The organism is Aeromicrobium sp. SORGH_AS_0981 (genome assembly GCF_031453195.1).
Lineage (GTDB): Bacteria > Actinomycetota > Actinomycetes > Propionibacteriales > Nocardioidaceae > Aeromicrobium.
In genome coordinates, this window is record NZ_JAVIZD010000001.1 from 1248660 (window position 1) to 1267978 (window position 19319).

Consider the following 19319-nt stretch of genomic DNA (forward strand, 5'->3'; position numbering starts at 1 on the left):
ACGGCCGCCGTCTCGTCGCCGATCGTGGTCCGACCTGACGAACGTGAGAGGGACGTCCATGAGAGAGCACAGGAGCGGGCTCCTGCCAGTGGCTGTGGTGGTGGCGTCGGTGTGCGTCGCCGCTCCTGCCTGGGCCGGGAGCCATGAGGTAGCCGTGGGAGGAAGCGACTCAGGGTCCGACCACCCTGTCACCGCGACGAGCATCGCGTCGCCACAGTGGGTGTACGAGACGCAGAGCGGTTCCTCCCTGAGCACCGGGTGCTCCAGCACCCAGCTCGACCTGACGGTCCGGTCGGGCGCGAGCTCCGGTGCGTTCGCCGTCGTGCCAGGCGGGTCGAGCACCGGCTGCAGCGGCCCGCTGAGCGTCATCAGCCACGGCCACGTCGGGACGTGGCAGCTCGACCTCACGGGGCCCGCGACCGCGGGTGGTGCCGACGTCGTCGACGGCGTGTTGCGGCACGTGCGGATCGACCAGGCGAACGCGGCCTGCCGGTTCTCGGTCGTCGGCGAGGCTCGTGTGCGCTTCCACGAGGCGACGCAGCGTCTCGAGGTCGTCGAGACTGGACGCTCTGGGCGCCTGCGTCAGAGCGGTGTCGTCGGGTGTCTGGGTCAGATCCGCGACGGTGGGACGGTCGACTGGAAGGCCACCTTCGACCTCGCCTCGCCGGACGGTGTGATCACGGTCAGGTAAGTGTGGCCTGCTTGGATGCGATGGGGCGCACCCTCTGGCTCATGGAGTCCTGTCCGGGAACGGAAGCTCCTCAGGCACGGGCCGGATCCGCGGGTTGTACGGCTGGTTGAGGTCGTCCGGGCACTTCGGGCCCAGGGTCTTGGGCGAGGTGCCGGGAGCCGGCGGGATGACGCGCCCCGTGCCCTCCTCGTAGAACTGGCAGCCGAGCGATCCGATCCTCAACGACAGCGGGTTGCCCACACCGGAGATCGCGGTGGTCAAGAGGGGGGAGATGTCGTCACCCGAGGAGGTTGTGCAACCTTGGAAACGCGGCACGTCGATGGTTCCGTCGAGCTGCCCCCCTTGCAGAGCGACGAAGCTGGTCGACGGATCGAAGTCCGTCACCGACGGCGGCGGCGGTTCCCCGACAGGGAAGCTGACAGGACGGCTCGCTGTCTCGATGCGCGCGTCGGTTGCGAGGCATCCTTCACCAAGGCGGATGTCCTGGCCGTCGACCGTCACCGATCGCACCGCCACGTCGACCGTGGCCGAGAACTCCGTCGACGGGTAGAACTCCGTGGTGCCTCTCGAGGAATTCACGAGATGGAGGTAGAACGGGATGGGCAGGTCGGCGCTGTCCCGCTTCTGGCTGATCTGCAAGACGACCGTGGTCGGAATCGCGCCGAAGGCGACCGTCCGGACGGAGATGCGTGGAGAGAGCCCGTAGTTGTGGCGGGAGCCTCGGGGCGAGACGAAGTGTGCCCAGACGTCAACGGTGGAGTCATTGCCGCCTGCGTCGTTCTGGCTCACGGTGAAGGCCGAGTTGGCGGCCAGGAGGGCGATGGGAACCCGAGCCCATTGCTTCGACGCGGGTGATCCGGTCATGCCCGTCTGCATGACGTTCATGCCCGAGTAGTCCTCCTGCACGTTCGGGGTGCCCTCGCAGGTGCCGGCCGGCCACGCGAAAGGTCGGCACTCGGCGTACGGCAGACCGGGGTACCACGTCCCCGGCCGCTGGGGCTTCTCCTCGGCGGAGGAGGAGCCGCTGATCAGCACAAGGGCCAACGCGCAGCACAGCACGGCGAACGGAAGGCGCACTCTCATCCCGACAGCGTCGGCGTGAGTGGTCCCGCGGGTCAAGCACGAAGGGTCGTATCAGCACTGTGTGGGTGAGGGATTGTCACGTGGATGACAACGTGCTGGCGTTCGTCCAGTCTCGTGCGCGGAATGAAGCGCTATGACACTCCTCGTCGTGATGCCGTCCGAGCCGACATGGTTCTGGGCCGATCCGCTCGTCGGTGACGTCGTCGCGCCCGTAGGAGGCGCGGCCGATTGAAAGAAATTGTCACGCGCATGCCAATCTTTCGACCGATCTGGGTCGCGACGGGGCGGCGGTGTTGCGGACGATGACCGATCTGTGGAGCCATGAGGTCGTGACCACGGTCACATGACCTCATCGGCAGATCGGAAGGAACACTATGAAGATCAAGCACGCAGCCATCGGCACCGCCGCCCTCGCCCTGGCGGGTGTCGCGGCGGCTGGTCCGGCGCTCGCCACGGGCAGCTCCTACACCGTCGCGGTCGGCGGCAGCTCCGCTGCCGGCACCCACAACATCACCGCCGCGTCGACGGGATCGCTCAGCTTCGCGGTCCCCACCCTCAGCATGGGTTGCACCAGCGCGGCCGTACCGTCCCTCGCCCGCGTCGACCGTGTCCTCGGGCACCGGCGTGGTCGACATCGCCGCGATCAACAAGATCAACTTCAGCGGCTGCACGGGCCCCGGCGGAAGCCTCACGGTCACCACCAGCGGCTCGTGGAAGCTGCACGGCACGAGCGCCGCCACCAGCGGCTCGTCCGACGTCGTGAGTGGCCACGTGGAGAACATCACCGCCGTCGTCTCGAACGCCGTCTGCCGCTTCACCGTCACCGGCTCTGCCACCGGCAGCTTCAACGAGGCCAACCAGCAGCTCAACGTCAACGAGACCGGCTTCACGGGCAACCTGAAGGTCTCGAACGTGACCGGCTGCCTCGGCCAGGTGCAGAACGGTCAGTCCGCGAACTTCACCGGCAACTTCCAGGTGACGTCGCCCGACGGCGCCATCAACGTCAGCTGAACCTGACGGACCCGCCAGGGACGCGGGTGGGGTCGAGCGAACCTCGGCCCCGCCCGCATCCCCACCGGGCGTGGAGCACGTGCTCGACGCCCCCTCCAGCACCTCCGAGAACTCACGGCTCGATCTCCGCGTCGCGGTCCGCGCAGCGGCCCAGGGGCGCCCACCTCCCAAGGAGCACACATGACCACCACCCCCACCGCCCGTTGGCGCAAGCGCGCTGCCGTGGCAGCCACCGGCGCAGCCGTCGCGCTCGTCCCGCTGGCGGCGCACGCCGCCACGATCGTCACCATCAACTACGACGCCCAGGGCACGTCGCACATCGCGAAGACCAACTCCGACGTCGCGCTCGGCCCCACCACGCTGCGCACCGACCTCGACATCGACACCGGTGACTTCACCGGCTCGCTGCCCCTGCCCGGCACCTCGACCGAGTTCAAGATCGCCGGGTTCCTTCCCGTCAAGGCGAACGTCGACTTCGTCGAGGCGGCGCCGCTGACGGGCAACATCAACCTGACGCAGACGCAGGCGCAGGTCAGCTCCACCGCGACCTACTACGTGAAGCTGTCGAACATCAAGGTCGCCGGCTTCCCGACGTTCGCCGGTTCGAAGTGCCAGACCAAGGTGCCCGTCACCATCCCCGTCGGCACGCGCCCGGACGAGGGCTTCGACCTCATCAACGGCGGCGAGCTCGTCGGCACCTACACGATCGGCAAGTTCGAGAACTGCGGCATCAACACCCCGCTGATCAACAGCCTGGTGCCCGGCTCGGGCAACACCGTCGACATCACGGTGACGAACGGCGTCATCGCGGAGTAGTCCCGTTCCGTCCAGGTCGGCCCCGCGTCACGTCCGACGCGGGGCCGACCTGCACCGGAACTGCTCGAGAAGGAGAGTCCTCATGGCCGTCCCACGCATCGCACGTCGCACCATCCTGGCTCTTGCCGCCGCCCTCGCCCTCTCCGTCGGGTTCGGCCCGGCAACTGCGGCGGGGAACAGCGTCACCGTCGCTGTCGGCGGGTCCAGCGCCGAGGGGTCGCACGCGGTCACCGCTGCGTCGACCCGCGTCGAGATGGCGACGCAGACCTTCAGGTGGACATGCCAGAAAGCACAAGTTCCCGCGAGTCCGGTGTCCGAGATCAGCTCCGGCACCTCCGTCTTGGACGTGTTCACCGTGCGTGCCATGGCGTTCGTGGGGTGTTCGTGGCCGGGCGGCACGATGCCGACTGCACTGATCTCTCCCGCGACCTTCCGGGTCACGGGGCCGGCTACGTCGGGGAGCAGCGACGTCGTTCACGGCCGTCTCGAGGGTTTTGCGATCAAGGGCAGCTATTCCATCTGTGACTTCACGGCCACCGGTTCTGTGAGAGCGTCGCTCAACGAGGGCACACAACAGCTGACGATCGACGAGTCCGACTTCGCGGGGAACCTGGTGATCTCCCAGGTCCGGGGCTGTCTGCAACTGGTGCAGGTAGGCCAGGCGATGAACCTCAGCATGACCCTGCAGCTCACCTCGCCCGACGGGGCCGTCAACATCAGCGGGTCGTGAGGTCGGTCGGCCGGCTCCTGATGCCTGATGTTCCGCTGATGGCCGCGAAGTGACACCGACCATCCCTTTCAGTCCAGGAGGATTCATGACGATCACGCGTATCTCGCGACGAGCCCTCGGTGCCGCCGCCGCAGCTCTCGCCCTCGCCGCCGGAGTGGGCCCGGCAGTCGCGACCGGTAACGCCTACCGCGTCGCCGTCGGTGGGAACTCAGCGACAGCTGCTCACCCCATCACCGCCACGACGACGATGTCCGTCGGCTGGGCGTCCCCCACACTCACCTGGGGCTGCACCTCGGCGACCGTACGGGCCCCGGCTCTGGCCACGGCGCAGGCCGGGTACCCGGTCACGGACATCCTGCGGTTCCCCACGTTCGACTTCCGGGGCTGCACGTTTCCTGGGGGAGCCATGGCCACCACGACGGCCGGCGAGTGGCAGTTCCATGCCGACGGACCTGCGACGTCCGGAGCGGCGGACGTGGTGGAGGGCCACCTGGACCACCTCAGTCTCACGTGGAGGAACGCCGTCTGCTCGATCACCGTGAGCGGCCGTGCCGCCGCCTCCTTCGATGAAGCGACGCAGCAGCTCGTCATCGAGGAGTCAGGATTCACCGGCAACCTGAAGACGTCAGGTGTCCTGGGGTGCCTGGGACAGGTGCGGAACGGTCAACCCATCAACCTCTCGATGCGGCTCCAGCTCACCTCGCCCGGCGGAGCGATCAACATCAGCGGCTCTTGAAACCGAGCGGCCGCTCCCTGACAAGGAGTGCGCCGCTCGGAACCGCGGAGCGACCTTCATCATCACTCGCAGTCCAGGAGGACTCATGACGTTCACGCGTAACTCGCCACGGGCACTCGCTGTTGCTGGCGCCCTTCTCGCCCTCGCCGTCGGCCCAGCGGCTGCCGCGGGGAACAGTGTCACGGTCGCCGTGGGCGGGTCCTCTGCGCCGGGGTCCCACTCCATCACGGCCGCTACGTCCGAGGTGGTCTCATGGGCATCGCCGATCCTGGCCTGGAGCTGCACCCAGGCGAAGGTCCCGCCGAGCCCGGTGTCGGACGTCAGCTCGGGGTTGGGCGTGACCGACGTCCTGCAGATCCGCGCGCTCCAGTTCGGGGGCTGCGTATGGCCCTATGGTTCGATCTTGATCGAACTCACCACTCCGGCGTCCTTCCGCGTCACGGGTCCGGCCACGTCGGGCAGCAGTGACGTCGTCCAGGGTCGGATCGATGACGTCACCATCAGGGCAAAGAACGCGATCTGCGACTTCACGGTCAGCGGTTCCATGCGAGCGTCGCTGAACGAGGCCACGCAAAAGCTGGCCGTCGACGAGTCCGGCTTCACGGGAAACCTCCTGATCTCCCAGGTCAAGGGCTGTCTCGGCCAGGTGCAGAACGGGCAGGCGATGAACATCACCATGAATCTGCAGCTCACCTCGCCCGACGGAGCCATCAACATCAGCGGCTCGTGAGGCTTGAGGCCAGGCTGAGGCGAGCTGTCGCCTGACGCTAAAGGACGGCTCGTGGACGAAGCCTTTCCAGACTGCTACGCATCGGTATCCTGAAGGTGGCGCGGGCTCGGGAACGCCTTCCGATCTGCCGAGACGACAGCCTCCTGGGCCCGCGCCACCTTCCGCGCGGTCAGACCGCGCGGCGCCACCGCAGCATGCTCGACTCCAGTGCGTTGAGGAGCGTCGCTGTCTGGGTGGGGTCCTCGAGGCGCGAGCCGAAGAGGTCGCGCAGGCGACGCAGGCGGTGACGCACCGTCTGGTCGTGCACGCCCAGCTCGGACGCCAGGGCCGGGGCGCTGTGGTGCGTCTGCAGCCACAGCAGCAGCGTCTCCGCCAGGGCCATGCGGCGCTTCGGGGTCTGGGCGAGCAGCGGCGCGAGCTCGCGCTCGTCGAGCAGACGCCGCAGGGCGGGGTCGGCGTGCGTGCACAGCAGGTCCTGGTGCTGCTCCACCTCCACCAGGCCGTCAGCGGCGGTCGAGATCACGCCCTCCTGCAGGAGCGACAGTCCGCGCGACGCCCAGCGGCACGCCAGGTGGGTCTGGGCCGGGGGGACGCTCCACGCGAGCGACACCGCCTCGCCGGTGCTGTCCGCGACCTCGCGGGCCAGCGCGCGGGTGACGTCCGGCGCGGCGACGACGATGAGTCGGCCGTGCTGCACGCCGGAGAGTGCCCCGGTGCAGGTGCTGGCCAGGCGCGTCGTCTCCTCGGTGTCGCGGGTGACCGCGACGACGACCTCGTCGGGGAGCGTCCAGGAACATCGCTCCGCCAGCATCACCAGCTCCGACGGACAGGTGCCGCGCAGCAGCCCGACGAGCATCGCCGCGCGGCCCTCGTCGTGGTCGCGGCGAGCGCGGGCGCTGGCCCGGGCGAACCCGCGCACGGCGTGCTCGAAGAGCCGCTTCTGGTAGGCGAGCAGGCCCGCGCCGAGGGCGCTGACGACCTCGGCCGACACGCCCAGCTCGCTCGCCGCGAGCTGCAGGTCGGTCCACGACTCCTGCGTCGCGATCTGGTGGGCCGCGCGCATCGCGTCGAGGTTCAGCCCTGCCGTCGACTGGTAGCTGCCGACCCACTGGTAGAAGGTGAACACCTCCGTGCCCTGGGTCGGGGCTCCGGCGATCGTGTCGACGAACAGCTCGACGGCGCGACGGATCGCCTCGTCGATGCCGAGGTGGATCTTCGGGTCGCCCTGCGCGGCGAAGCCGGCCACCTCGGCGCGGATGCGCTCGACGATGCGCCGGGTCAGCTCCACCGAGCGCGGCCGGTAGGCGGCGACGACGTCGGCGGGCAGCAGCGGCAGCCCGAGCGACTCGCGCAGGCTGGTGCGGGTGGACGTACGGGTGGCTTCCCTGTCGGAGCCGTGGTGGGTCAATGCGGTCATGTGTCTCCCCCTCGCTCGTGTCCGGGCGCAGTGCGGGGGCGCTCGGACGTTCCCTCGAGCGTCAGTCAACGGACCGTGCCGGGACGAGTCCAGGGTCGAGGAGGGGGAGGGGACGAATCGATCAGGAAGTTGTGACGCGGGTTACAACTTCCTGAGAGGCCGGCGGGAGGCGTCAGGGCCGGAGCAGGTCGAGCGGGTCGACGCCGAGCCGCTCGGCCAGCTGCTCGAGGCTGACGAGCGTCAGGTTGCGCTCGCCGCGCTCGACCGATCCGAGGTACGTGCGGTGGTAGCCGAGCTGGTCGGCCAGCTTCTCCTGGCTGAGGCCCAGCCGCTGGCGGTGCGCGCGCAGGCGCTGCCCGACGACGTGCTGCAGTGACTCGCTCACGCAGGCAGCGTGTCCTAGTGCGACTCATCGGTCGACAGACGGATGAGTAGCGCTCGTCGGCGTGCGGTCGCGGCTCAGTCGCGCTCGCCCGGCAGTGACGCCTGGCCGGTCGCTGCGAGGAGGGCGGCCGCCAGGCGGCGTGCGCTCGCAGGGTCGAGGACGAGGTGCGCGGTGCCGGACTCCTCGAGGACGACCCAGTCCTCTGGGTCGTGGCAGCGACGGGTGCGGACCACGGAGACCTCGCCCGGTGCGGGCCTCGTCGCGGCGTCGTCGGCGCCGCGACGCAGGAGCACGACGGGGACGTGGACCGGGGCGCTGTCGTGGTGGCGGTCGTCGGGGTGGTCGTCGTCGGCGTGCACGACCGCGCACCAGGAGGGGCAGGGCTCGTGGAGCCAGCGGGGGCGCTCGGGCTGGTGGCCGTGCATGCCGCTCCCTTCGTCGGTCGCGCGGTGGGGACACGAGGAACGCTAGGCGTCGCTGCGGACACCGGACCTGGGTCCGCGACGGGCCCATCCTGCGACTCATGCGTAGCGGAAGCCGCGTGGTCGACAGCGGCGGACGCGGGGCCGATCGAAAGTTGTCATGCACCTGACAAGCAAAGGTTACGAAAAGGTGAAGTTTGCTCCGGGTGGGGTGCGGCCCTGGCGGGGTGGCGCACGACACACCTACGGTCGCCACGGTTGGACGCATCGTGCACGCGTCCCGCGGACGGTCGACGGAGGGACGAGGACACCATGGGCGGAAGCGTCGAGGTACGGGGGCTGACCAAGACCTTCGGCCGCCAGAACATCTGGCACGACGTCACCCTCACGCTGCCGCCGGGGGAGATCACCGCGCTGCTGGGCCCGTCGGGCACGGGCAAGTCGGTCTTCCTCAAGTCCCTCATGGGCATCGTCGACCCCGAGCGGGGCGAGGTGCTCATCGACGGGGTCGACATGGTCTCGGTGAAGGAGGCCCACCGCCTCGAGCTGCGCAAGAAGTTCGGCGTGCTCTTCCAGGACGGCGCCCTGTTCGGCTCGATGAACGTCTACGACAACGTCGCCTTCCCGCTGCGCGAGCACACGCGGATGAGCGAGGACGAGATCCGCCAGGTCGTGCTCGACCGGCTCGACATGGTCGGCCTGCTCGGCACGGAGCACAAGGTGCCCGGCGAGATCTCCGGCGGCATGAAGAAGCGCGCCGGTCTCGCCCGCGCGCTCGTCACCGACCCTGAGATCATCCTCATCGACGAGCCCGACTCCGGCCTCGACCCCGTCCGCACCTCCAACCTCGCGCAGCTGCTCGTCGACGTGAACACCGCGACGGACGCGACGATGCTCGTCGTCACCCACAACATCGAGCTCGCGCGCACCCTGCCCGACAACCTGGGCATGCTCTACCGTCGCGAGCTCGTGATGTTCGGGCCGCGCGAGGAGTTCCTCCTCACCGACCATCCCGTCGTCAGCCAGTTCATGAGCGGCGACCCCGAGGGTCCGATCGGCATGAGCGAGGAGAACGACCACCGCACCATCGACCTCTTCGACGAGCCCGTCGACTACGGGCCGGGCGGGCCGATCCGCGGCGGCGGCGCCCGGGCCATCGAGGTGCTGCCGCGTCAGCTCGAGCCGCGCTCCGGCGTGGCACGACCCAGCTCGGTCCGGCACCGCGAGCGGGTCAGTGCCGGCAACGCGCCTCTCTACGTCGCCGACGACGACGACACCCACCGAGCGGAGGCGAACCCGACGTCGGGGGCGGTCACCCGCTCCCTGACCGCGACCGGCGACGTCTTCGCCCTCGCGCTCGACGCCACCCGCGCGACCTTCCGCCGACCGTTCGCGGCGCGCGAGACGCTCGAGCAGTTCTGGTTCGTCGTGAGCGTCTCCTGGATCCCTGCGATCCTCGTGGCCATCCCGTTCGGTGCCGTCATCGCGCTCCAGCTCGGCACCCTGACCGTCCAGGTCGGCGCCCAGTCCTTCACCGGCGCGGCCAGCGTGCTCGCCGTCGTCCAGCAGGCGGCACCCATCGTCACCAGCCTGGTGATCGCCGGAGCCGGCGGCGCGGCGATCTGCGCCGACCTCGGCTCGCGGCGCATCCGCGACGAGATCGACGCCATGCGGGTCATCGGCGTCGACCCCGTGCAGCGGCTCGTCGTGCCGCGGGTGCTCGCGTGCATCGGCGCCGCCGTCCTGCTGAACGGTCTGGTGTCCGTCGTCGGCGTGGTCGGCGGCTACGTCTTCAACGTCATGGTCCAGGGCGGCACGCCCGGTGCCTACCTGGCCAGCTTCACCGCCCTCGCGCAGATCTCCGACCTGTGGGTCGGTGAGCTCAAGGCCGTGATCTTCGGCTTCATCGCCGGCATCGTCGCCTGCCACCGCGGCCTCAACACCGCTCCCGGGCCGAAGGGCGTCGGCGACGCGGTGAACCAGTCGGTCGTCATCACGTTCCTGCTGCTGTTCTTCGTGAACTTCGTCGTCACGACGCTGTACCTGCAGCTCGTCCCGGGCAAGGGAGCCTGACATGACGCTCACGCCCGCCCAGGGTCCCGGTGCCCGCGCACCGCGTCCCGAGCCGACCCTCGCCGAGCTCGGCGTCGACGACCGGCCGCCGCGCTGGTGGGACCGTCCGCTCGACGCGGTCGCGTCGGCCGGTGCCGAGCTGCGCTTCTACGGTCGCGTGCTCGCCTGGATCCCGGCCACGGTCAAGCGCTACCCGCGCGACGTGCTGCGTCTGCTCTCGGAGGTCAGCTTCGGCTCCGGCGCCCTCGCCGTCATCGGCGGCACCATCGGCGTGATGCTGGGCATGACGCTGTTCGTGGGCAGCGTCGTCGGCATGCAGGGCTACGCCGCGCTCGACCAGATCGGCACGTCGGCGCTCAACGGCTTCATCTCGGCCTACTTCAACACCCGCGAGATCGCCCCGCTCGTCGCGGCGCTCGCGCTGTCGGCCACGGTCGGCTCGGGGTTCACCGCCCAGCTCGGCGCCATGCGCATCAACGAGGAGGTCGACGCGCTCACCGTCATGGCGGTGCCCAGCGTCCCCTACCTCGTGACGACCCGCGTGGTGGCCGGATTCATCGCGATCATCCCGCTGTACGTCATCGGCCTGCTCACCTCCTACTTCGGTGCGCGCATGGTCACGGTGTACCTGCACGGGCAGTCGGCCGGCACGTACGACCACTACTTCTCGCTGTTCCTGCCGCCGATCGACATCCTGCTGTCGTTCGCGAAGGTGCTGGTGTTCGCGGTGCTGATCATCCTCATCCACTGCCGGCTCGGGTTCACCGCGCACGGTGGCCCCGCCGGCGTCGGCATCGCCGTGGGCACGGCGGTGCGTCGCAGCATCGTCACGGTGGCCGTGCTCGACCTGGTCCTCTCCATGGCGCTCTGGGGCACCACCACGACCGTGAGGATCGCCGGATGAGCGCGCGTCGTCGCGAGGCGCCGCGCTGGGTCGACGTGCTGCTCGGGCTCACGTACGGGCTGGTCGTCGTCGCGCTGGTCGGCGGTGCGGTGCTCGCCTACAACCGCGCGTTCGTGCCGCGCTCCGACGTCGAGCTGCGGACCGACTCGGTCGGCAACGCCCTGCAGAAGGGGTCGGACGTGAAGCTGCACGGCGTGCCGGTCGGCGAGGTCGCCAAGATCAGCACCGCTCCCGACGGTGCCGTGCTCACGCTCGCCCTCAAGCCCGACGTGCTGAAGCGGCTGTCGCCCGACACCACGGCCCGGTTGCTGCCCAAGACGCTCTTCGGCGAGCGGTACGTCGACCTGCAGTCGACGTCGGCGTCGGCCGGCGACCACCTCGAGGCCGGTGCCACGATCCACCAGGACGCCTCGTCCGACGCGATCGAGCTGCAGAAGGTGCTCGACGAGCTCCTGCCGCTGCTGAAGTCCATCCAGCCGGAGAAGCTGCAGGCCACGCTCAACGAGCTGGCCACGATGCTGCGCGGTCGCGGCGGCGAGCTCGGCGACACCCTGCAGGCGTGGGGCGAGTACGTCCAGCGGCTGCAGCCGAGCGTCCCCCTGCTCACCGAGGACCTCGGCCGGCTCGCCACCGTCGCCGACACCTACGCCGACGCCGCGCCCGACCTGCTGACCGCGCTCGACGACCTCACCACCACGTCCAGCACCCTCGTCGACAAGGGCTCGGCGCTCACCGAGGTGTACCAGCGGGTCATCGCGTCGGCCGACGAGAGCCGCGGCTGGGTGGCGTCGAACGCCAACACGATCGAGATCCTCTCCGGAGAGAGCCGCAAGGCGCTCGAGGCCGCCGCGCCCTACGCCCGCACCTTCCCGTGCCTGCTGCGCTCGGCGCGCCAGTTCATCCCCCGCATGGACAAGGCGCTCGGCAAGGGCACGAGCAAGCCCGGCCTGAAGGTCGTGCTGAACGTCAGCCCGCCGCGCAGCGGCTACCAGCCGGGCCGCGACACGCCCCGCTTCGGTGGCGGCGGCACGCCGTCGTGCCCCTACGTGCCCACCGGTGCCGGGTCCCGCTCGGCAGGGTCGTCGGCCCAGCCCGCCGCGATCGCGCCGCCGGCCTACGACACCCGCGCTTCCGCGGTCGCGTCGCCGGGCCTGGACGACGCGAACTCCCCGGCCGAGAACCAGCTCATCGCCGAGCTCATGGGACCCAGCCAGGGCATGAGCCCCGACGACTACCCGCGCTGGGCGAGCCTGCTCGTCGGTCCGACGCTGCGCGGCACGGAGGTGGAGCTGCGATGAGGGCGACGATCGTCAAGAGCGTGGTGTTCACCGTCGTCACGGTGCTCGCCACCGTCATGCTCGCGGGCACCATCCGCAACTCCACGCCCGGCTCCACGAGCCGCTACACGGCGCTGTTCTCCGACGCCACCAGCCTGAACCGCGGCGACGACATCCGTATGGCCGGCGTCAAGGTCGGCACCGTCACCGACGTGCGCGTGCACGACAACCGGGTCGCCGGCGTCGAGTTCACCGTGCAGGACGCGGTGCGGCTGCCACGCGGCACGATCGCGCAGCTGCGGTTCCGCAACCTCGTCGGCCAGCGCTACATCTCCCTCGAGCCGCCGGAGACCAGCACGGGCGGCTCGCTGCCCGCCGGTCACACCTTCGGGCTGCGCGAGACCCGCCCCGCGCTCGACCTGACCATGCTGTTCAACGGGTTCCAGCCGCTCATGCAGTTCCTCGACCCGAAGGACGTCAACGCGCTGAGCGGTCAGATCATCGCCGTCTTCCAGGGGGAGGGCGCCACCGTCGAGGGTCTGCTCTCGAGCACCGCGAGCCTCACGTCGACGCTCGCGCAGAAGGACCGGGTCATCGGCGAGCTGATCGACAACCTCAGCCAGGTGCTCGACACCGTGAACGGCCGCACCGACGAGCTCGACCGCACGATCGTCACCCTCCAGCAGCTCGTCTCGGGGCTGGCCGAGGACCGCAAGACGATCGGCGACACCCTCGACGGCATGGGCCGGCTCACGACCAGCGTCTCGAACCTGCTGGAGGAGGGCCGCCAGCCCCTCAAGGCGTCGATCGGGTCCCTCGGTGACCTGTCGGCGCAGCTGGCCGACGCGGAGGACACGCTGAACACGTTCTTCGCGCGGCTGCCCGTCAAGCTCGACCGGATCGGCCGCACCGCGTCGTACGGGTCCTGGATCAACTTCTACGAGTGCGAGATCACCGGCGTCATCCCGCGGCCCGAGGGCTACTTCGGCGACCTCGGCGCCAAGCCGGTCGCGAAGAGGTGCACCGCATGAGCCCGTCCCGCAAGGCCCGCTCCTTCCCGACCGCGTTCGGGGAGCGCAACCGCGTGTGGATCGCGGTCGTCGGGCTCACCGTCATGGCCGTCGTGTTCCTCCTGGCGTTCAACGCGCAGGCGCTCCCCGTCGTCGGCGGTGGCGCCACCCACCAGGCGCGCTTCGCGGAGGCGGGCGGCCTCAAGCCCGGCAACGAGGTGCGCGTGGCCGGCGTCAAGGTCGGCGAGGTCACCGACCTCGACCTCGACGGCGCGTCGGTGCTCGTCACCTTCCGCGCCAAGGGGGTGCGGATCGGCCCGCAGTCGCGCGCCGCGATCAAGGTCAAGACGACGCTGGGCCAGAAGTTCCTGGCGGTCGACCCGCTCGGTGCGGGGGAGCTCGACGGGCCCATCCCGCTGCAGCGCACGAGCACCCCCTACGACGTCAACGCCGCGTTCTCCGACCTGTCCGACACGATCGGCGCCATCGACACCGACCAGCTCGAGACCAGCCTCGACGTCCTGTCCGACGCGTTCCAGGACACGCCGGAGGCCGTCCGCGAGTCGGTCTCGGGCCTCACCGATCTCTCGCGCGTCATCGCCAAGCGCGACGACGAGCTCGCCCGGCTGCTGAAGTCGACCCGTGAGGTCAGCGGCACCCTCAAGGACCGCAACGCCGAGTTCGCGAAGCTGCTGCGGGACGGCAGCGCGCTCCTCGACGAGCTCGCCGCCCGCCGCCAGACCGTCCAGGCCCTGCTCGACGGCACCAAGCGCCTCGGCACCCAGCTCGTCGGTCTGGTCCGCGACAACGAGGCCCAGCTGCGTCCCGCCCTGGCCAAGCTCGACCAGGTCGCGCGGATCCTGCAGGCCAACCAGGGGCAGCTGGAGGCGTCGCTGCGGCGTCTGGCCCCGTACTACCGCACGCTCGCGTCGGCCACCGGCAACGGTCCGTGGATCGACTCCTACATCTGCGGCCTGTTCGACTCCTCCGGCAGCCCCGAGCTGCGCAACGACGTCGTCCGGGACTGCAAGCCGAAGAAGGGAGGGGGCCAGTGAGACGCCGCAGCCTCGTGCTCGCCGTCGTCGTGGCGCTCGCCGTCGTGGCCACCGTCGGCTGGCGGGCCACCGCCGACCGCGACCGCACCACCGTCAAGGCCGTCTTCGAGTCCAGCGTCGGGCTGTACGTCGGCTCCGACGTGCAGATGCTGGGCGTCCCGGTCGGCAAGGTCACGGGGGTCGACCCCGGTCCCGCGGGCGTCACCGTGACGATGCGTCTCGACCACGGTGAGGCGGCCGCCGACGACACCGCCGCGGTCATCGTCGCGCCCACGCTGGTGTCCGACCGGTTCGTGCAGCTGACGAAGCCGTGGGTGTCGGGCCCCGAGCTGCCCGACGGCGCCGTGCTGCCGATCGACCGCACCGCCGTGCCGGTCGAGATCGACGACCTCTACGCCAGCCTCACCGACGTCAGCGAGAAGCTCGGCCCCGACGGCGCGAACCGCGACGGCGCGCTGTCGCGCTTCCTCGACGTCGCCGACCGCAACCTGCGCGGCCAGGGCACCAAGATCAACCAGCTGATCAGCGACTTCGGCGACGCGTCGGGAACGCTGGCCGACTCCAGCGACGACCTCTTCGCGACGATCGGGAACGTCAAGGAGTTCAACGACATGCTGGTGGAGAACGACACGTCGGTCGCCAACGTCAACCGCCAGTTCGCCGAGGTCAACGACTACCTCGCCGACAGCAGCGGCGACCTCGCCGCCGCGATCGACAACCTGGGCCAGGCGCTCGCGATCGTCGACGACTTCATCCGCGACAACCGCGGCGCGCTGCGCACCAGCGTCGAGAACCTGCAGGGCCCGACCCGGGTGCTCGTCAACCAGCGCCAGGCGCTGGAGGAGACGGTGCGGCTCGTGCCGCTGGTCCTGCAGAACTTCCTGCGGGCCTACGACCCCCAGCGCAAGGCCCTCACGGGTCGAGGCAACCTCAACGAGGCGTCGATCTGGGCGCCGGGCGGCGACGCGCCCACCCTCCTGCCGGGGACGAACCGATGAGCCGCCTCACCCGTCGGCTCGCCGTCGCCGTCGCCGCAGCGGGGCTCGCCACGCTGTCCGGCTGCGGGATGCTCAGCGGCGGTGTCTACGACACGCCGCTGCCCGGCGGCGCCGACGTCGGCTCGCGTCCGATGCACATCACCGCCGACTTCGACGACGTCCTCGACCTCGTGCCGCAGTCGAGCGTCAAGGTCGACGACGTCGCCGTGGGACGGGTCGACCGCATCCGGCTCAACCCCGACGGCCGCAGTGCGCGGGTGACCCTGCTGGTCAACCGCGACGCCCAGCTGCCGGCCGGCACCGTCGCCCGGCTCGAGCAGACGTCGCTGCTGGGCGAGAAGTACGTCGCCCTCGTGCGACCCTCGACACCGCAGGCCGGCCGACCCGTCGGCGACGGCACGCGGCTCGGTCTCGCCGACACGTCGCAGGCGGCGGAGGTCGAGCAGGTGCTGGGCTCGCTGTCGATGGTCCTGAACGGCGGCGGCATCGGCCAGTTCCAGGAGATCTCCCGCGAGCTGCAGCAGGTCTCGACCGGCCGGCCCGAGGAGATCAAGGCGTTCCTGCAGCAGATGGACCAGTTCGTCACGACGCTCGACGACCGCAAGGAGTCGATCACCGCGGCGCTCGACGGGCTCAACCGGCTGTCGAAGAACCTGCAGGCCGACCAGGACAAGATCGCGAACGCCCTCGACGGGCTGTCGCCCGGCATGCAGGTGCTCGTGGACCAGCGCAAGGAGCTGGTGGCCATGCTGTCGTCGCTGGACCGGCTCTCGACCGTCACCGTCGACGTGCTCGACAAGAGCCAGGACGACATCGTCGCCGACCTCAAGGCGCTCGACCCGATCCTCGACCAGCTCGCCCGCTCCGGTCGCGACCTGCCCGAGTCGCTCGAGATCCTGCTGACCTACCCGTTCCCCGACTCGGTGCTCGGGGCCATCAAGGGCGACTACCTGAACGTGTTCGTCGAGACCAACTTCCGCACGCTCCCGGCCGGCTGCCAGGCCGCCGGCTGCGCGTGGCCGCAGGTCGAGGACCCGAACTACCCGAAGGGCGGCTCCGTCAGCGGCCAGGGGAAGGCCCTCGACCCGCAGCAGCTCCTCCAGCGTCAGCGCGACGCCGCCGAGGGTGGCGACGGCGACGGCGCGGAGTCCGACGAGGCGCCGCCGAGCCTGCTGCCCCCGACGTCGTCGCCGGCCCCGGGCTCCCCGAGGCCGTCGATGCCGGTCCCGAGCGCCACCGTGCCCACCCCGGACCGCACGCCCACCCCGTCGCCCTCGGCGACGTCGTCGGCCGAGCCGTCCACCAGCCCGCGAGAGGGTGAGCAGTGATGCTGACCGGACGCATCAAGGCGCAGATCGTGGCGTTCGTGGTCCTCGGGCTGCTCGCCACCTCCTACCTCGGCCTCAAGTACGTGGGGCTCGACCCCTTCTCGACCGGCTACACGGTCACGGCCACCCTGCCCGCCGCAGGCGGAGCGTTCGAGAACGGTCAGGTCACCTACCGCGGCGTGCCCGTCGGTCGGATCGACCGGCTCGAGCCCACCGACGACGGCGTACGGATCACGATGTCCATCGAGGGCGGTGCACCGCGCATCCCCGCGGACGCCAGCCCGAAGGTGGTCAACCGCTCCGCGATCGGTGAGCAGTACGTCGACCTGCAGGGCGGCACGGCCGGTGGCGCGGCCCTGAGGGACGGCGACCGGCTGAGCGCGGGCGCCGAGTCGCAGCCGCCCGACATCGACACCCTGCTCCGCTCGGGGGAGAAGTTCGTCGGGTCCGTGCCGAAGGAGGCGCTCACGTCGGTCATCGACGAGGGCTACGACGCCACCCAGGGGGTCGCGCTCGACTTCGGGTCGCTGCTGGAGAGCTCCCAGCGGTTCCAGAAGGCCGCCGACCGCAACTTCGTCGTCACCCGCGGGCTCATCGAGAACTCCGACCGCGTGCTGCGCACCCAGGAGGCGTCGTCGCAGAGCATCCGCTCCTTCAGCGCCGACCTGTCGACCATCGCCGCGACGCTCGAGTCGTCCGACGGGGACCTGCGCACCCTCATCGACAACACGCCGGCGGCGGCCCGCGAGATCGACACCCTCTTCCAGGAGGTCGGCCGCCCCCTCGGGGTCGTGCTCGCCAACCTGGTCACGCCGGCGCAGGTGTTCGGCATCAACGCGAACGGCGTCCAGGACGCGCTGGTCACCGCCCCCCGGGCGTTCAGCATCGGCTGGACCATCACGGGCTCGCGCGGCATCAACCTGGCCCTCTCGCAGTCCTACTTCTCGCCGCTGCCGTGCACGACGGGCTACGGCGGCACCGCACCGCGGCGCGGCACGGACACCTCGTCGGGCCAGTCGTTCAACCGCGACGCGGGCTGCCGGTCCAGCGCCGGCGCCTCCAACGTCCGAGGTCCGAAGAACGTCCCCAGTCGGCTGGGTCCGGCACCCAGCCGCGACGCCGAGGGCCGGCTCGTCCGCGCCGACGTCCGCATGGCCGACTCGCTGGCCGACCTGATGGGTGGTGCACGATGAGCAGGACGACTGCGCTGGCAGAGCGCGGCAGCACGGGGGGAGACGGTGCCATGGAGGCGGCGACGAGCGACGCCGGGGTGTCCGACGGTGACGGCCCGACGACGTCGGACGGGCAGCGTCGAGGTCGCTGGCTGCTCGGCTGGGTCCTGCTCGCCGTGTCACTAGCGGTCGCGGTCAGCGGCTCGGTCGCCTGGTGGAGCGCCGCGCACAGCGACGACCTGCAGCTCGCCCGCACGCGCGACGCCGTGCTCATCCGCGCCACGAGCGACATCGCCACGCTCAACAGCCTCGACTCCGCCGACGTGAAGGCGGGGCTCGACAGCTGGAAGGCCGTGACGACCGGAACGCTGCACGACCAGTTCTCGGGGCTGGACGAGCAGGACCGTCAGCTCCTCGCCGACCAGGGCAAGGAGTCGCGCGGCAAGGTCGTCGACGCCGCCGTCCTCGACGTCGACGGCGACACCGCCGAGGTGATCGCGTCGGTCGAGACGACGGTGCGCGACGCGAAGGACGCCGACGCGGAGCCCGTCGTGAAGCGCAACCGCTTCACGGCCACCCTGGTCCGCTCGGGTGGGACCTGGAAGGTGAGCGACCTCCAGCAGCTCGCGGTGGAGCTGTCGTGAGGGGCGCGAGGCGGGCGGCCGTCGTCGTCGTGTCGTTGCTGGCCCTCGTCGTCGGTGGCGTCGGCTGGTGGCAGTACGCGGACCTCACGTCGGGGCCGGCGGCCGACAACCGTGCCCTCGTCGACGCGAAGGAGACGTCGCAGGTGCAGTCGCAGGTGGCGGTCGCGCTCGAGCGCGTCCTCACCTACGACTACGCGAACCCGACGCCGACGGAGCAGTCCGCGGACGCCCTGCTCGCCGGCAAGGCGCGTCAGGAGTACGACACCCTCTTCGCGGCGCTGCAGAAGCAGGCGCCCGGCCAGAAGCTGGTGCTCACCGCCAAGGTGAGCACGGCGGGCGTGACCGAGCTGGAGGGCGACCACGCCGAGCTGCTCGTGTACGTGGACCAGTCCAGCCGGCGCGCCGGCGAGGACCAGGCCAACGTCTCCGCCGCCCAGCTGTCGGTCACGGCCAGGAAGTCGTCCGCCGGCACCTGGCAGGTCACCGGCCTGCGCCCCCTCTGACCCCGCTGTCGCTGGTCGGGCGCCTCCACGAGCGCCAGCGAGGGGAGGTGCTGGAGCCGTCGCAGGAGGGGCGTAGCCGCGACGGAGCGAGACCACCCCCAGTGGTCCTGGCGGGTTGGGCCGCGCTGGGCCGTTGCCGGGTGGTCTCGATACGCACCGACAAGCTCGCTGGCGCTCGCTGTCGCTGCTACTCGACCAGCGGAAGGTGTCGCTGGTCGAGTGCCTCCACGAGCGCCAGCGAGGGGAGGTGTATCGAGACCACTCCAAGCCGTCGCTGGGACTTGGCCCGCGCTGATCTGTCGCCGGGCGGTCGCGGGGGGTGGGCTCGGCGCTG

General features: G+C 70.5%; 20 protein-coding genes and 1 pseudogene. 17 read left to right on the forward strand and 4 right to left on the reverse strand.

What is annotated here, in order from left to right:
- The first annotated feature begins 154 nt into the window (after positions 1 to 154).
- The gene (locus tag QE370_RS06345; protein WP_309633833.1) at positions 155 to 691 is read left to right on the forward strand and encodes a hypothetical protein; all 537 of its coding nucleotides are present in this window, start codon (positions 155 to 157) and stop codon (positions 689 to 691) included.
- A 39-nt stretch (positions 692 to 730) separates the two neighbouring features.
- Here QE370_RS06345 and QE370_RS06350 read toward each other — a convergent pair whose 3' ends face one another.
- Positions 731 to 1774 carry a hypothetical protein gene (locus QE370_RS06350; RefSeq protein ID WP_309633834.1) on the reverse strand — a complete coding sequence of 348 codons (1044 nt, stop codon included), beginning with the start codon at positions 1772 to 1774 and terminating at the stop codon, positions 731 to 733.
- 606 nt (positions 1775 to 2380) lie between these two features.
- Here QE370_RS06350 and QE370_RS06355 point away from each other — a divergent pair.
- From QE370_RS06355 to QE370_RS06375, 5 genes are all read left to right on the forward strand, one after another.
- Positions 2381 to 2785 (forward strand): hypothetical protein, encoded by a 405-nt coding sequence (locus QE370_RS06355; protein ID WP_309633835.1) that lies wholly within the window; start codon positions 2381 to 2383, stop codon positions 2783 to 2785.
- 180 nt (positions 2786 to 2965) lie between these two features.
- Complete coding sequence (locus tag QE370_RS06360; RefSeq protein ID WP_067853491.1) at positions 2966 to 3601, forward strand: hypothetical protein; 636 nt, start codon at positions 2966 to 2968, stop codon at positions 3599 to 3601.
- 82 nt (positions 3602 to 3683) lie between these two features.
- Positions 3684 to 4331: a hypothetical protein gene (locus tag QE370_RS06365; RefSeq protein ID WP_309633836.1), complete on the forward strand. Its 648-nt coding sequence runs from the start codon at positions 3684 to 3686 to the stop codon at positions 4329 to 4331.
- A gap of 85 nt (positions 4332 to 4416) precedes the next feature.
- Positions 4417 to 5067 carry a hypothetical protein gene (locus QE370_RS06370; protein WP_309633837.1) on the forward strand — a complete coding sequence of 217 codons (651 nt, stop codon included), beginning with the start codon at positions 4417 to 4419 and terminating at the stop codon, positions 5065 to 5067.
- Between the two features lie 337 nt (positions 5068 to 5404).
- Positions 5405 to 5797, forward strand: a complete 393-nt coding sequence (locus QE370_RS06375; RefSeq protein ID WP_309633838.1) for a hypothetical protein — start codon at positions 5405 to 5407, stop codon at positions 5795 to 5797.
- A gap of 169 nt (positions 5798 to 5966) precedes the next feature.
- On the opposite strand, the gene QE370_RS06380 is transcribed toward QE370_RS06375, so the two are convergent.
- From QE370_RS06380 to QE370_RS06390, 3 genes are all read right to left on the reverse strand, one after another.
- Positions 5967 to 7214, reverse strand: coding sequence for a helix-turn-helix domain-containing protein (locus tag QE370_RS06380; RefSeq protein WP_309633839.1), 1248 nt, complete (start codon positions 7212 to 7214; stop codon positions 5967 to 5969).
- A 172-nt stretch (positions 7215 to 7386) separates the two neighbouring features.
- The gene (locus QE370_RS06385; RefSeq protein WP_067853505.1) at positions 7387 to 7599 is read right to left on the reverse strand and encodes a helix-turn-helix domain-containing protein; all 213 of its coding nucleotides are present in this window, start codon (positions 7597 to 7599) and stop codon (positions 7387 to 7389) included.
- A 74-nt stretch (positions 7600 to 7673) separates the two neighbouring features.
- Positions 7674 to 8024, reverse strand: coding sequence for a DUF6907 domain-containing protein (locus tag QE370_RS06390; RefSeq protein WP_309633840.1), 351 nt, complete (start codon positions 8022 to 8024; stop codon positions 7674 to 7676).
- A gap of 309 nt (positions 8025 to 8333) precedes the next feature.
- Here QE370_RS06390 and QE370_RS06395 point away from each other — a divergent pair.
- From QE370_RS06395 to QE370_RS06445, 11 genes and pseudogenes are all read left to right on the forward strand, one after another.
- A pseudogene (locus QE370_RS06395) lies at positions 8334 to 8930 on the forward strand (ABC transporter ATP-binding protein); the annotation flags it as partial.
- A 414-nt stretch (positions 8931 to 9344) separates the two neighbouring features.
- Entirely contained in the window at positions 9345 to 10094 is a 750-nt protein-coding gene (locus QE370_RS06400) for an ABC transporter permease (protein ID WP_236749853.1), read from the forward strand.
- A gap of 1 nt (position 10095) precedes the next feature.
- Positions 10096 to 10998 carry an ABC transporter permease gene (locus tag QE370_RS06405; protein ID WP_253024218.1) on the forward strand — a complete coding sequence of 301 codons (903 nt, stop codon included), beginning with the start codon at positions 10096 to 10098 and terminating at the stop codon, positions 10996 to 10998.
- Positions 10995 to 12296 (forward strand): MCE family protein, encoded by a 1302-nt coding sequence (locus tag QE370_RS06410; protein WP_309633841.1) that lies wholly within the window; start codon positions 10995 to 10997, stop codon positions 12294 to 12296. The genes QE370_RS06405 and QE370_RS06410 overlap by 4 nt, the downstream gene beginning before the upstream one ends.
- Entirely contained in the window at positions 12293 to 13306 is a 1014-nt protein-coding gene (locus QE370_RS06415; protein WP_309633842.1) for an MCE family protein, read from the forward strand. Before QE370_RS06410 ends, QE370_RS06415 begins: the two co-directional genes overlap by 4 nt.
- On the forward strand, positions 13303 to 14340 hold the full coding sequence (locus tag QE370_RS06420) for an MCE family protein (RefSeq protein ID WP_309633843.1): 1038 nt from the start codon (positions 13303 to 13305) through the stop codon (positions 14338 to 14340). The genes QE370_RS06415 and QE370_RS06420 overlap by 4 nt, the downstream gene beginning before the upstream one ends.
- The gene (locus QE370_RS06425; protein ID WP_253024210.1) at positions 14337 to 15338 is read left to right on the forward strand and encodes an MCE family protein; all 1002 of its coding nucleotides are present in this window, start codon (positions 14337 to 14339) and stop codon (positions 15336 to 15338) included. Before QE370_RS06420 ends, QE370_RS06425 begins: the two co-directional genes overlap by 4 nt.
- The gene (locus QE370_RS06430; protein ID WP_309633844.1) at positions 15335 to 16666 is read left to right on the forward strand and encodes an MCE family protein; all 1332 of its coding nucleotides are present in this window, start codon (positions 15335 to 15337) and stop codon (positions 16664 to 16666) included. The genes QE370_RS06425 and QE370_RS06430 overlap by 4 nt, the downstream gene beginning before the upstream one ends.
- A complete protein-coding gene (locus QE370_RS06435) occupies positions 16666 to 17859 on the forward strand; it encodes an MlaD family protein (RefSeq protein ID WP_253024206.1) in 1194 nt (397 codons plus the stop codon). The genes QE370_RS06430 and QE370_RS06435 overlap by 1 nt, the downstream gene beginning before the upstream one ends.
- A complete protein-coding gene (locus tag QE370_RS06440) occupies positions 17856 to 18482 on the forward strand; it encodes a hypothetical protein (protein WP_253024204.1) in 627 nt (208 codons plus the stop codon). The genes QE370_RS06435 and QE370_RS06440 overlap by 4 nt, the downstream gene beginning before the upstream one ends.
- A complete protein-coding gene (locus QE370_RS06445) occupies positions 18479 to 18985 on the forward strand; it encodes a hypothetical protein (RefSeq protein WP_253024202.1) in 507 nt (168 codons plus the stop codon). Before QE370_RS06440 ends, QE370_RS06445 begins: the two co-directional genes overlap by 4 nt.
- The last annotated feature ends 334 nt before the right edge of the window (positions 18986 to 19319 follow it).

Coding starts and splice junctions, on each gene's coding strand:
- QE370_RS06350 (WP_309633834.1), bottom strand. CDS start 1,774: ATGAGAGTGCGCCTTCCGTTCGCCGTGCTGTGCTGCGCGTTGGCCCTT.
- QE370_RS06360 (WP_067853491.1), top strand. CDS start 2,966: ATGACCACCACCCCCACCGCCCGTTGGCGCAAGCGCGCTGCCGTGGCA.
- QE370_RS06365 (WP_309633836.1), top strand. CDS start 3,684: ATGGCCGTCCCACGCATCGCACGTCGCACCATCCTGGCTCTTGCCGCC.
- QE370_RS06370 (WP_309633837.1), top strand. CDS start 4,417: ATGACGATCACGCGTATCTCGCGACGAGCCCTCGGTGCCGCCGCCGCA.
- QE370_RS06380 (WP_309633839.1), bottom strand. CDS start 7,214: ATGACCGCATTGACCCACCACGGCTCCGACAGGGAAGCCACCCGTACG.
- QE370_RS06390 (WP_309633840.1), bottom strand. CDS start 8,024: ATGCACGGCCACCAGCCCGAGCGCCCCCGCTGGCTCCACGAGCCCTGC.
- QE370_RS06405 (WP_253024218.1), top strand. CDS start 10,096: ATGACGCTCACGCCCGCCCAGGGTCCCGGTGCCCGCGCACCGCGTCCC.
- QE370_RS06410 (WP_309633841.1), top strand. CDS start 10,995: ATGAGCGCGCGTCGTCGCGAGGCGCCGCGCTGGGTCGACGTGCTGCTC.
- QE370_RS06415 (WP_309633842.1), top strand. CDS start 12,293: ATGAGGGCGACGATCGTCAAGAGCGTGGTGTTCACCGTCGTCACGGTG.
- QE370_RS06420 (WP_309633843.1), top strand. CDS start 13,303: ATGAGCCCGTCCCGCAAGGCCCGCTCCTTCCCGACCGCGTTCGGGGAG.
- QE370_RS06430 (WP_309633844.1), top strand. CDS start 15,335: ATGAGCCGCCTCACCCGTCGGCTCGCCGTCGCCGTCGCCGCAGCGGGG.
- QE370_RS06435 (WP_253024206.1), top strand. CDS start 16,666: ATGCTGACCGGACGCATCAAGGCGCAGATCGTGGCGTTCGTGGTCCTC.
- QE370_RS06440 (WP_253024204.1), top strand. CDS start 17,856: ATGAGCAGGACGACTGCGCTGGCAGAGCGCGGCAGCACGGGGGGAGAC.